This window comes from Shewanella algidipiscicola (assembly GCF_900380485.1).
In the GTDB taxonomy this organism is placed as follows: Bacteria; Pseudomonadota; Gammaproteobacteria; order Enterobacterales; family Shewanellaceae; genus Shewanella; species Shewanella algidipiscicola.
Genome location: NZ_OXJV01000001.1, coordinates 1,375,788 through 1,388,211, shown reverse-complemented (window position 1 = coordinate 1,388,211; position 12,424 = coordinate 1,375,788). Strand labels below are relative to the sequence as shown.

Genomic DNA, 12,424 nt, shown 5'->3' with positions numbered 1-12,424 from the left:
AATACCAAGGCGTACGCCCTTAATTTGAAATCCTGGGTAACGTGAAACTATTAATTGAAAGCGTTGGTTCTATTTATAGGTTTTCCTGTTTAGGAAGCTTGGTTTTTAAAAAAGCGCGAGATTTCTCTAAGGCGGATTGGATCTCCGTTTTCATCTGCTTGAGTTCGTCATAATCTTCAAAAAAATAGGTATCGACGAGATGACGAATATAGCGTACGGGCAGCTGATTGAGCGTCACACAGCATAAATCGGCGAGATAGTCTTCGGGGAGTTCATCAATTAACCCTTCATCAGACAGCATCTCGAGTAACAATACTTCATAATAATTTCGAATTTCTAGTTGCATGCATCTATCTCCACGATGAGGGGCTTGGCTTATATCGTTTGTCTAGTTTGCAATCATATTGGCTTAGCCGCAATAACTATTTAGCGTTGCGTGATAGTCAGGTACGTGATGCAAAGTAGGGTAATACTGACAATGTTATTAAGTGTAAACGCGAGAAAGGTGTGAGGCGGTATATTGTTCGAGGCGAAATTGGGGGCTAAATGGGGCGTCACGCCAACATATTGCCAGCGTGACTCAGCTTGTGGTACTTACAACTTAATCACAACTGTTTGATAGCCCAGCCCATAAACTCTTTGCGTGTTTTTTCATCGGCGTGTAACCACCAGTATTGCAACATTTGTTGAGCATGTTCAGCTTCGCTCTTGTTGCTGGGTGTTGCTGTTGCAGGTAATGTCGCGGCTTCGATTGCGCTAATAGGTTTTGCGGGGACGGAGCTGGCAGCCACAGCGCTGCCCGTTGCAACGGCTGCTGCGGCTTCAACATCTTGTCCGCTGTCATTACCAAAGAGTCTACCGATGAATGAAGACTCAGTTATATCAGTTTGTTCCACCTGATAACTGACTTGCCCACCACCTGTTCGAGTGACAATGACCTCTGGGGATTTAGCAAACTCTTTCGGGCGTTTAATAATTTCACCTTCGGCAGGCTGTAGCTGGTATTGATAGTCTCCATCAACTTTAAGGGTAACGATAAAGGGAGATGATTTGATAAAGCTCTCGCTGTCACTGAAGTCATCTTGCACCATATCGTGATAACGGATAGCGATTTTATGTGTACCGTTATCTAGGCTTAAATCGGCCTTATGATTAAACAAGCTGCTTTCTACTTTTTGACCATTAAGGGCTAAGTATTCAAATGCCATGGGAATGGTGAGGTTGGCGGCCATTGCCGATGAGCTACCAAGCAAAGCGATTAAAGCGATTGGCATTACTGATTTCATTGTTACTCCTTAACGATTATGACTTCTATACGGGCGTTCAAACGCCTGAATGCGATCTTCTATATAACTAATAGCTTGTCGACACTTACCTAAGCGACGATGGACTAAAAGTATCTCATTTTGCAGTGCAATTTTGTCAGCACTATGACAGTTTTCAAGTTTTGATTGTAAATCTGCAATTTTTTGCTCAAATGTTTGAACCCAGTTCAAATGTTTGTTTAATTCATCATACAGCTGGTGGCTATTATGCATTACGCCAGAGGCAATCCAACTAAAACCGCTATCGGCGTGGGATTGTTGCCGTCGTTGCTTAGCATTAGCAATACGCGATACTCTTTGTTGCTCGGCCGATTTCACATCAAGTGTGGTGGTATTCAGTGCCCGGCGCAATGCGGTAAATCTATCTTGAATACCTTCACAGCTTAGCGCTACGGTCGATGTCGAGATATTTCCCTTGAGTAGTTTTTCGAGCTGCGTAATTTTATTGCTGATTTGACTGATACAAGGGGCAAGCTGGGCACCAGATTGATTAAATAAGCCATGGTTAAAACGCTCGGTATCGTGTAGTAGCTTACGTTGTCCTTTTGCCAGTTGACTGTCATGTTGCAGTACTTCTTGCTCTAATTGCTTAAGTTGGACTCGTAAACGATGAATTAGTTCTGAGGTGTTCATGCCCATGCACTCCACGCCAAATTGACGGCAATCAAAATAACCACGGTGATAAATAGCGGACGGATAAATGGTACGCCAAATTTGATTGCGGTGCGAGCGCCAACAAACGAGCCTAACATCATGCATAAGCCCATGGATAAACCGATAACAATATTGACTTGTCCCAAGGCTAAAAAGACCATTAAAGAGGTTAGGTTACTGATAAAGGTCATGGCGCGGGCTAATCCACAACTGTTGAGTACTGGTAATTGGTATTGTGAAATACTGCTGATTGTCCAAAATGCTCCAACAGCAGGCCCTGCAAAACCATCATAAAATCCCAGTGGTATCCCTTGGCGCCATTGCTTAAAGGCCGATGGCGCGCGAGTTGGAGGTAAGTGGGTGTTAGCTCCCATTACGCTGGGTTTTAGCAAGGTGTAGATGGCAATGATGATGATTATAAGTGGCAGTAATTTTTCGAGCCATTGATTATCAATTAGATACACTACGAAGGTGCCAATAACAGCCCCAATAAAGGTGGCTATTGAAGCATGGTACCAAAAGCGTGGTTCAAAAAAGTGTTTACGGTAATAGGTAAATGCCGCCATGGATGAGCCAAAGCTGGCGGCCAATTTATTGGTACCGAGCGCCGCGTGTGGCGGTACGCCTATGGTTAATAACGCCGGGATCGACAGTAAGCCACCGCCGCCGGCGACAGCGTCAATAAAGCCGGCAATAAAACCTGTGGCGGCTAAAATAACCCAAACGCTGGGGTCTAAAAGTAACTCCAATGTGGTTCCTACTCTATCACTTGGCGAAACGGCGGTAAGGCATCAAGCAGTGACTTACCGTAGCGTTTAGTCACTAAACGCCGATCTAAGATAGTGATACGGCCATAATCCTCTTCCTTACGCAGTAATCTACCACAACTTTGGATCAATTTACGCGATGCGTCGGGTATGGTCAGTTGTAAGAACGGATTACCGCCCTTTATCTTGATATATTCTGCATGGGCTTGCTCAACCGGAGAGGTTGGCACTGCAAAGGGTAATTTGGTGATAATTAAATTGGTAAGATAATCCCCAGGTAGATCGAGCCCTTCAGAGAAGCTGCCCGTGCCGAAAATAATACTTACCTCGCCAGCATCACAGCGCTGTTTATGTTGTGTCAGCAGTTGTTGACGCGAGTCTTCCCCTTGGATCAATAGTGGGCTGTCAATCTTGGGGCGGACAATATCGGCCACTTTTTCCATCTGCCAGTATGAGGCAAACAGCACTAAGGTGGCGGTTTCACCTTCGATAAGGGTCAATATCTGCTCGGCAAGCTCATCGGTATAATGGTCGTCCGTAGGTTCAGTGCGCATTTTTGGCAGGTATAAGGTCGCATTTTGCTCAAAATCAAATGGGCTATCCATGGCTAGATAACGACTGCCATCATTTATCGACAGGCCCACTTGATGGGTAAAATGATTAAAATTGTTCAGTGCTCGTAATGTGGCGCTACACAGCACCACACCAGCGGCTTTCTCCCATAATAAGGATTCGAGCATGAAGCCCACTTCAATTGGTGAGACGTTACACAAGTAGTCGTGTTGTTTTCCCGGAAGTTGCTCTATCCATCTGGCCATAGGCGCCCCTTTAGGACTGTCGGTCTTGGCCATCATCTTCCACAATTTTTGCAGGTTTTCTAAGCGCTGCAGCATAAAGCCGGTTTCGCTCAGCAGTTGCTCAGCCTGATGCTTGGGCAGTTCACCATCTTTTATGGCTTCGTTGAGCAGGGTTAGCATTTTATTAAATTGTTTGAGGGCGTTATTAGAGGCGCTCGCTAAGTTTTCCGCTTGAATAACCAAAGGTTGCGGCAGCTTGCCATGCTCAAAACGGATGCGGTTTTCAGGGTTATCAAATGCCACACCTTGGCCATCGCAATACTGCGCCACGGCGTTGAGCAAGCCAGTTAATTCGTTAATATGGTCTAACATCGCCTGAGCAGGGGCAATAATATGGTTACTCTTCAGCTGATTTTGCAGCTTAGCACTGGTTTTGCCTATCTTTTCTAACCAATCGACCGCGCCCCTAAGTGTCGCCTGCGCGCTGGAGAAATCTCTGGCGACGATCGGGAGATGATGTGCTTCGTCAATCACATAATAGAGATCTTCTGGATCGGGCAAAATCACCCCGCCACCTAGCTCGAGGTCGGCAAAAAGCAGACTGTGGTTAGCGATTAATACATCCCAGGTATCAATATCTTCACGCGCCTTATGAAACGGGCAGTGGCGATGACTGGCCAGTTGCCGATGACAGCTGTGCTTGTCGCAGGCGATTTGGCTCCAAAGGTGATCGGGCAGTTGTTGCGTCAGGGTATCGCGCTCACCATTCCAACGGCCTTCATGGAAATCTTTTAACAAGCTTTGTAACAAGGCTATTTGGCTGTTATCGGGTTTAGTTTGCCACATGGCCATCTGCGTGCCGTCATCGCTGCCAATGAGCATTTCGAGTTTGGCTAAGCAGACGTAGCGTTGACGCCCTTTGACTAGGCCAAAGGTAAAGTCGAGTCCAGATTGCTGTAAAAAGAAGGGCAAATCTTTATTGAGTAACTGCTCTTGCAGCGCCACCGTTGCGGTGGCAATACAGACTTTTTTCTTGTTCGCTAAGGCAAGTGGAATGGTACCGAGAATATAAGCCAATGACTTACCAATCCCCGTGCCGGCTTCGACGACAATGATGCGCCTATGTTTGTCATATTCACCTGCTAATGTTTTTGAGATTTCTGCCACAATGTAGTTTTGCTCACGCCGGGAGCGAAAGTTGGGCAAGGCGGCCGCAATATCTTTATAGATGGTGCGGATCTGAGTTTTGACATTGGCAGATAACATGAAGGCACATAGCAGAGAAATACAGCTGTACATAATAACAGTAAAACAGTATCAGCGGAATATGATTCAGCGCTTAATCAGTCGATATAAGCATAAGCGGTTATCTGCTTGTGCTTCAGGATTTTGATGTTTTGTTCGTTGTGCGCTTGGTAGCACAAATGAAATTTTAGTGAGCAAGCTCATGCTGCACTCTGTAAATCATTTGTTTAAGTTGCGAAATTGATAACATAGTTTCTGCTTTTACATTGTTAACATTTGTAAGACTAACAACTGTGATCGGCAGCGCACTCTTTTACGTATTGGGTCTGTCAGTCATAATGCACTGCAAGGCAAACAAGCCAACATCAGCTCGGGAATAAGTCACCTTAATATGGTCAGTAAACATACTAACGCAGAACATGAAGTCGAGTTTGATCTCGATGCTAATCTCATTTCAACCACAGACCCCGCTAGCAACGTCACTTATGCTAATGCCGGTTTTTGTGATGTTGCCGGCTATCAAGCTGATGAATTAATTGGTAAACCACATAATATAGTGCGTCATGCCGATATGCCAAAGTCGGCTTTTAAACAGTTATGGCACACGGTTCAATCTGGCCGCAGCTGGATGGGGCTTGTGAAGAACGCCCGTAAAGAGGGTGGTTTTTATTGGGTCTCTGCGTTTATCACCCCCATCACAGATGCTAAGGGTAAGATTATTGAATACCAGTCTGTGCGTACAAAACCTAATCGAGAATGGGTTAAACGTGCAGAGACGCTCTACAGTGAAATGAGCCAAAAAGGGATGCCGTCTAAGTTATCAAGGCCGCGTTTTAGTTATCGTTGGGCACGTTATCTGGCTGCGTTAACTACGCTCGCTAGCACCATAGCTATGATGAGCGGGGCATCGGTGCACTTAAGTGGGACAGTGTCGATACTGGCGATGGCCGGGCTTTTACTCAATGAATTTTTCCATCAACGACGTTTAGGGCAGGTGGCAACGCTGGCGACACAAGCATATGATAATCCGTTGATGGAACTGGTGTATACTGGGCGCTATGATGAATATTCTATGATTGAACTGGCGCTGCAAAAGCGTAAAGCTGAGGTGCGTGCGATTGTTGCCAGGGCTTGCGAAACTGCCGAGGGAATTCACGTTAGCGCCGAGCAAGAGTTAGTCAATCAAGAAGAGATTAAGGACAATTTAGATAACCAAGGTGCAGGGACTGACTCGGTGGCCACCGCGGTAACTGAAATGTCTAGTTCTATTCGAGATGTGGCAGATAATGCGATGGCGGCATCACAACTGGTAGAGCAAGTGAATCAGCTTGCTGACGACGGTCTCGATAATGTGCAAACCACGATAGATTCAGTGGCTGAGCTGCACTCAGAATTGGAGCGTGCCAAAACCATTATTAATGATCTGTCGGTGAGCAGCCAAGAGATTGAAAAGATCCTCGAAGTGATTGGTACCATAGCCGATCAGACTAACCTGCTGGCCCTAAATGCCGCGATAGAAGCGGCTCGAGCGGGGGAAAGTGGCCGCGGATTTGCGGTGGTGGCCGATGAGGTGAGAGCGTTAGCCTCAAAAACCCAAGCTTCCACCGAGGAAATTCACAGCATGATAACTCACCTACAACATACCGCAGGCCAAGCGGTGACGGCGACACAAAGAGGCAGTCATTTATCAGATGTGTGCCGAGACAATGCCGTACGTACTGGTGATGTGCTTAAACATGCCAATAGTATGCTGGGCGAAGTAGCCAGTGCTAGCCAACAAATTGCCGCTGCGGTGCATCAGCAAGCGAGTGTGACTGAAGACATTAATGTCAACATCATCTCCATTCAGCAGTTGTCATTAGCCAATATTGAGCGATGCGATCACTCGGTGAAACGTGGTTCTGACTTGGTGAGTCAGTTAGGCGATTTACAACGTTTAATGCAGCAATTTCAAAAGCGATAACGCGATTGCTTAAGCACAATCGCTCATCATCGCCACGTCTCTTAAACTAAGCCCCCTAAATGGCAGGCATTGTGGATTGAGGCCGTCAGCAGAAAGCTAAATGAGTATGAACATACGCCGCTGATATAGCGGCGTTTTTATGTCTATAGCGACCGCAACCAAACAGCCAAGCAATCAAATAACCAAGTGAGGTGTATCTGTTATCGGCATGCTTCTACTTAACGCGCTCAATGTGGGATGGATAATGCCAGATGGTTAATTCTACAAGGTTAATTCCATGAGACTGAGCCCACTAGATTAATGCTACTCGCCTAATGACTAATGGCTAATGCCTAGGTGTTAGGCTGCAACAGGCTTAGCATCGACTAAATCGAGTCAGTAAAAGGCATAAAAAAACGCCATCATGTTAATCATGACGGCGTTGATTAGGGGCAATCGCGCGATGTGTTTACACCTTATAAATCTTAGCGGGTAAGGCTTGGCGAACCGCGGCGCCAACCACCCAGTCGAGCATCACGCCTTGGCCTTTGCGGGTAGGGTCGATAAGGCCGATGTCGTTAATATTGACCCCATCGCTGGATTTCATTTTAACGGGCTGCTGTTTGTCACCAATCCAATGAGCCCGCTCACCTAGCTCGGTATGGCCAAACCCATGCTCAAACCCTAAAGTCCCGGGCATTATCCCCTCAACGACCATTGCTAAGGCTTGGGTTTTAGCGCTTGGGGTTTCAATCATAAAGTGATCGCCAGTGCTTATCCCCGCATTGTTAGCGTCAACGGGGTGAATATACACAGGGTTAATCCCTTTAATAGAGGCGAGGCGTGGTGATAAATTAGACACCGAGCTGTGGATGTTTGACTTGAAGTTGGTCAAGCTAAACGGCCACTGTGTTTTAGGGTATTGTTGCTCAAATGGCGTGCCGTCAGCCAAACGCTGCGGTGACCAAGTAGGGCAACCTAGGTAGCGCTCGCCGGTCATGGTGTTGATTGATGTACCGACGGTTTCATTCCAAATGGCCAGTGGCTTGGCCCAGCGATGCTTCATTCTCTCTTGCTGGTAAGCTTGGCTGGCGTCTTCAAAACGACCGCCACGGGCAAAGATGTAGCCCACTTTTCGCATCTCTTCACCTGTTAAGGTACGAGTCATCGCCGGCATGAGGCGCTCAAGCCCTGACCAAGCAATGTCTTCTGCTTCGACGCTCGGAACGCCGCCTTTAACATAGGCAAGGTTTGCCGCCGCCCGCAGGTAGAAATCTTCAGCGCTGTGGATCCCATGCCAGTTGCCTTGGTTGTCTGGTATCGCATTGTCGCCAAAGCCGCCTAGTTCCATCCGTTTAGCCACATCGATAACGAAGTTTTCAAGATTAATCGCTCGGCCATCGGCAGTTTTGTCGGTGCGCGGTTCAACAATGGGCCAGCGTGCGGTGACCGCTTTGGTCGGCACGCCGTGCCAAGGGGTAGACATGCCCCAGCTTTCATAGGTGACAGTGTCGGGCACAATATAATCAGACAGCGCAGTAGTCTCATTGATAAAAGCATCAATAGAGATAATCAGGCCTAATTGCTGTGGATCTTTCAGCTTATCGCCCAGCAGGGTATTTAGCCCGGGTACCCCATAAAGCGGGTTGGCCATGTGGTTAATCCAGGCTTTGGCTTTATAAGGGTAACCATCGATAGCCGCCGATAAGTGCTCGGTGAGCAGTGGGGCTGAAATCGGATACCAAGGCGCGCGAGTAGGGTATGGTGACTCTCCAGCGGCGACGCGGCGTTTATATTCGCTGGTTTTTTGGTAGGGGAATTTACTGCGAGATAAGAAAATCCCTTTAGGCTTAGTCTTGCCGTTAAATTGGGTGAAATCGTAACGTGGGCCTGCGGCCGATGTGGGGTAACCACCGGCTTTAGCCATGGCGCCACCTTTCATATTGATGTTACCAATCAGCGCGTTAAGCATTAAAATAGTAAAAGAGTTATAAAAGCCATTCGTGTGCATATTGCCGCCATGGGTATCGACTACCGCTTTGGTGCCGTGGCTGGTGAACTCGCGCGCTAAGGCTTCGATTTGTGCTACCGCGATGCCACACTGCTGGCTATAAAACGCCAAGTCATGCTTAAAGGCTTCCTCTTTTAAGCGTTGCAATGATGATTTTACGCGGATATTTTTGCCATGGCTAATGACTTGCCTATCGACAAACAGCTGCGCCGCATCGTCTTGGGTATTGACGTTCAGTTGCTCTGAGGCCGCATTGACCACCACAAAAGGGTCGCTGTCAGATAACGGCTCACCGCTGTAGCTCAGGCCAATATCGGAGGCGCGCAGGAAGCGGCCATTATCGGCATGACTCTCGTCACTTATCACCAAGTGTGTGGCATTACACCAATGGGCAGTATTGGCTTTTGCCATAGCTGCGGCGCTAGGCTGGGCCAAAAAGGATTGGTTGTAAGCGTGATTAGCGATGATCCATTGGATCATGCCCAGCACTAAAGCAGAGTCTGTACCTGAGTTGATGGGCTGCCAATTGTTGTTATCACCGGCGGCTAAGCTCGATGAGCCTGCTGGTAAACTCGGGGCGATGATGGTGTATTTGAGCCGACCGCTAGTGCGTCCTTCGGCCAATTGCCTTGCTTGGCGTTTAAACGGGTTGCCCGCTTGCGCCGGTGACATACCAATAAATAGCACGTATTCGGCGTGGTCTAAATCGGGTTTTAGATGAGCGAATTTATTTAAATCATTCATCATGGCGCCCGAGCCTGCACGAAACGCATAGCCACAATAGGAACCATGGTGACCAAAGTTACGCGTGCCGTAACTGTTGAAGGCAAAGCGTTTTAAAATATCATCACGGCCTTCGTTTCCCGCATTGGTGACTAATAGCTGGTTGGCTTTGGGGCCATATTCGGGGTTTTGGGGATCCAGCGGGGTGTGAATGTCGCGTATTTCACGCAGCCCAGTTACTTGGCCTTCACCAAACAGATCGCCGCCTTCTATCACTTCGTTGAGCAACTGCTCATAGCTAATGGGTTGCCACTTGCCTTCGCCGCGTTTACCCACACGTTTAAGCGGTTGGGTGATACGATAAGGGCTGTTGCGTATCTCTAACATGCCATTGCCGCGGGCGCAGGCGGTGGAGCGTCCCGCGAGCCCAGCTTCGCCCATTAAAGAACGATAAGCCTCTTTAACAGGGGTCGCGTAAGGGATTTGCTCATGGTGCGATAGTGGGTGGTATGGGTTACCAGCAATGCGCAATATATCATCGGTACGATTATCGATACGTACTCGCAGGCCACATAACGACCAACAGCCAAAACACATAGACGGCGCGACTCTTTGATCTGGATTAGGCAGTAGTTTGCCATTCGCATTGAGGTGATATTCTGGCGCTAACGAGTTGCCGTGGTGAATGTGCTGAGTCTTTTTACCCGCAGTGCCCTCTAAGGTTCCTTTGACTGCATGATGAATGGTGTCACTGTAACCAGCTGAAAATGCACCTAATCCACCAACAGCAAAACCTGATTTTAGTAGCAGACGACGTTTATTATCCATTTTAAAATCCTTAAATATGTTGGTTATTGCTGCGGAGCTTGAGGTTGGCGAGCCGCAGTAGCTTTAGTATTGATAAGCTCTGAGGCGATAAGTGCCAGTGCCAGCCATAGGCCGAATATGCCAATGATCCCAAGCCAGCCGGCGCTACCAGCGGGTAATTGATAGGCAAAATCTCCCACATCGAAGCGAGCAATGGTTTGTACTTCCAAAATAGTCACCCAACGTATGATCCACGCACACAGTAGGCTGCAAACTAACATGGCAATGACTCCGAATTCGCGCGTGGCAAGGACGCCGAACAGCAGCGCTAAACCAATACACACCAATAAGGACGCGGCCATCAGCGTAAGATTGATGAGCCAAACGGGATCGGCGAACAGTGAAAAGCTGGGGTTGTTTGAGGCCCAAATCGGCACTAACACTAATGCCAAGGTTGCAGCAATAACGCTAGTGCGTTGGATGATGTTGCGATCGGCGCAGCTTAACGCCGGTTTTGTCGCGTTAGGCAGCAGTGTCCATGTGAGTAGGGTAAAGCCGATGGCGCCAACAAATGCGCTGGTAAACCACAGTAGCGCTGAAGCGGGTTGATGCCATAAAGGGCGACTGGCGATGACTGAAATTTCGGCGCCAGTATAGATGGCAATACTCAACCCTGATAGCGCGGTAAGGCTGGCGGCCATCAGTAACTGCTTGGGAGTACTTTGCCATTGCCCCAAGGTTAACAGCGCTACCTTGCGCAGCAAGGGGGACTCGCTAAACTGCCACGCGGCAATATCGCGGCGCAAATAAAGCCAGGCGGTCAGCACGCTTAGCCCAGAAAATAGCGGTAAGAAAAACGAGCCTAATGACATCCAAGACCATGGCGTGACATGAAAATAGAAATGCCAAGCGCGGCCCGGTTGATGTAGATCGCCCGTGAGTGCCAGCGGGCCAACAATGGCGCCGATGGCCATGGTGAGCGCGAGTGCCACACGAAAATGGTGGGTGGTTTGACGGCTAAAAACCAAGGCAACGAGAAACAAGATTGCCGCGGCGTAAGAGGCGCCAATATAGAAAAAGTATTGCACTGCCCAGGGAAGCCAGGCCACTTCTTGTGCTGGAATCAAGATTTCGGTGATGTTCATGATTGTTCTCCCACAGGTTCGTAGAGGGCGGCTTGACCGTCGACATGGCTGACGAAGCGCTCATCCATGCCGATGTAAAACACGTGTGGATGAGTATTGTTTTCAGGTTTAAGTACCTTGATATCGTCTTTGTTTGCGGTCAGTAATTGGCTGATCACACTATTAGGGTCGTTGATATCGCCAATCACGCGAGCACCGCCCACACAGGTTTCGACGCAGGCTGGGAGTAAGCCCTCTTCTAATCGATGGGCGCAGAAGGTGCATTTATCGGCAGTTAAGGTGTCGTGATTGATAAAGCGGGCATCATAAGGGCAGGCCTGGACGCAATAGGCGCAGGCAACGCAGCGCTCGTTATCGACCATGACGATGCCATCTTCACGTTGAAAGGTAGCTTGCACTGGGCAGACCTTGACACAAGGCGGGTTATCGCAATGGTTACACAAACGCGGTAACATAAATGCCTTCACCTGCTGGGGTTGTTCTTTACCGTCTAGCTTGACTTCGTACTGTTTAACCGTGGTTCTGAACTGACCAATTGGTGCCTGATTTTCTATGCTGCAGCCGACGGTGCAGGCTTGGCATCCTACGCATTGACGCAGATCGATCGCCATGGCATAGCGTTTACCTATGTGACCTTTACGATCGGCTTGTTGGTTGTTGCGAATAACCGTACTGGCAACCGCAGTATTGACTCCTGCTACGGGAATGAGCGCCGCACCGGCAGTAATACCCGCTATGCGATTAAGAAAATGTCGTTTATCAGTATCCATATAACGCCTACTTGGGTGGGTGATAAAATGTACTGCGGCCATTGTTCGTTATTCACATCAGTGGCGGTATTGTGGATTTCCACATACCCAGATCAATATTGATCTAGAACAAGTTATATGACCGACATAGGGTGATATACCTCTAATAATTAAGAAGATATGATACGTAAACAGGAGAATGAGGCCTTGAGTCCATGCTTGATATTTCGATGTCAAAGAGCGCTATTTAATAATGCAT

Annotated in this window: 9 protein-coding genes; 1 reads left to right on the top strand and 8 read right to left on the bottom strand. The window is 48.1% G+C overall.

The genetic code is table 11. The annotated features are described in order from the left end of the window. Positions 1 to 73 precede the first annotated feature (73 nt). The 5 genes from DN599_RS06140 to dinG form a co-directional block, all read right to left on the bottom strand. Positions 74 to 346: a late competence development ComFB family protein gene (locus DN599_RS06140; RefSeq protein ID WP_110456713.1), complete on the bottom strand. Its 273-nt coding sequence runs from the start codon at positions 344 to 346 to the stop codon at positions 74 to 76. Positions 347 to 605: 259 nt separating this feature from the next. Beyond that, positions 606 to 1,286 carry a DUF2057 domain-containing protein gene (locus DN599_RS06135; RefSeq protein WP_110456712.1) on the bottom strand — a complete coding sequence of 227 codons (681 nt, stop codon included), beginning with the start codon at positions 1,284 to 1,286 and terminating at the stop codon, positions 606 to 608. 9 nt (positions 1,287 to 1,295) lie between these two features. Next, positions 1,296 to 1,958, bottom strand: a complete 663-nt coding sequence (locus DN599_RS06130; RefSeq protein WP_110456814.1) for a primosomal replication protein — start codon at positions 1,956 to 1,958, stop codon at positions 1,296 to 1,298. After that, entirely contained in the window at positions 1,955 to 2,728 is a 774-nt protein-coding gene (locus DN599_RS06125) for a sulfite exporter TauE/SafE family protein (protein ID WP_110456711.1), read from the bottom strand. The genes DN599_RS06130 and DN599_RS06125 overlap by 4 nt, the downstream gene beginning before the upstream one ends. Positions 2,729 to 2,736: 8 nt before the next feature. Continuing rightward, positions 2,737 to 4,809, bottom strand: coding sequence for an ATP-dependent DNA helicase DinG (gene dinG / locus DN599_RS06120; protein WP_110456710.1), 2,073 nt, complete (start codon positions 4,807 to 4,809; stop codon positions 2,737 to 2,739). 370 nt (positions 4,810 to 5,179) lie between these two features. On the opposite strand from dinG, the gene DN599_RS06115 reads away from it, so the two are divergent. Next, positions 5,180 to 6,751 (top strand): methyl-accepting chemotaxis protein, encoded by a 1,572-nt coding sequence (locus DN599_RS06115; protein ID WP_110456709.1) that lies wholly within the window; start codon positions 5,180 to 5,182, stop codon positions 6,749 to 6,751. 448 nt (positions 6,752 to 7,199) lie between these two features. On the opposite strand, the gene DN599_RS06110 is transcribed toward DN599_RS06115, so the two are convergent. The 3 genes from DN599_RS06110 to dsrO are packed head-to-tail and all read right to left on the bottom strand — an operon-like array spanning position 7,200 to position 12,186. After that, positions 7,200 to 10,292 (bottom strand): tetrathionate reductase subunit A, encoded by a 3,093-nt coding sequence (locus tag DN599_RS06110; RefSeq protein WP_110456708.1) that lies wholly within the window; start codon positions 10,290 to 10,292, stop codon positions 7,200 to 7,202. Positions 10,293 to 10,315: 23 nt separating this feature from the next. Then, entirely contained in the window at positions 10,316 to 11,416 is a 1,101-nt protein-coding gene (nrfD, locus tag DN599_RS06105) for an NrfD/PsrC family molybdoenzyme membrane anchor subunit (RefSeq protein ID WP_110456707.1), read from the bottom strand. Further along, positions 11,413 to 12,186 (bottom strand): sulfate reduction electron transfer complex DsrMKJOP subunit DsrO, encoded by a 774-nt coding sequence (gene dsrO, locus DN599_RS06100; protein WP_110456706.1) that lies wholly within the window; start codon positions 12,184 to 12,186, stop codon positions 11,413 to 11,415. The genes nrfD and dsrO overlap by 4 nt, the downstream gene beginning before the upstream one ends. Between the last annotated feature and the right edge of the window lie 238 nt (positions 12,187 to 12,424).

What these genes read in the sequence shown, in the direction of transcription:
- DN599_RS06140 (WP_110456713.1), bottom strand. Translation starts at nt 346, where the DNA reads ATGCAACTAGAAATTCGAAATTATTATGAAGTATTGTTACTCGAGATG.
- DN599_RS06135 (WP_110456712.1), bottom strand. Translation starts at nt 1,286, where the DNA reads ATGAAATCAGTAATGCCAATCGCTTTAATCGCTTTGCTTGGTAGCTCA.
- DN599_RS06130 (WP_110456814.1), bottom strand. Translation starts at nt 1,958, where the DNA reads ATGAACACCTCAGAACTAATTCATCGTTTACGAGTCCAACTTAAGCAA.
- dinG (WP_110456710.1), bottom strand. Translation starts at nt 4,809, where the DNA reads ATGTTATCTGCCAATGTCAAAACTCAGATCCGCACCATCTATAAAGAT.
- DN599_RS06115 (WP_110456709.1), top strand. Translation starts at nt 5,180, where the DNA reads ATGGTCAGTAAACATACTAACGCAGAACATGAAGTCGAGTTTGATCTC.
- DN599_RS06110 (WP_110456708.1), bottom strand. Translation starts at nt 10,292, where the DNA reads ATGGATAATAAACGTCGTCTGCTACTAAAATCAGGTTTTGCTGTTGGT.
- nrfD (WP_110456707.1), bottom strand. Translation starts at nt 11,416, where the DNA reads ATGAACATCACCGAAATCTTGATTCCAGCACAAGAAGTGGCCTGGCTT.
- dsrO (WP_110456706.1), bottom strand. Translation starts at nt 12,186, where the DNA reads ATGGATACTGATAAACGACATTTTCTTAATCGCATAGCGGGTATTACT.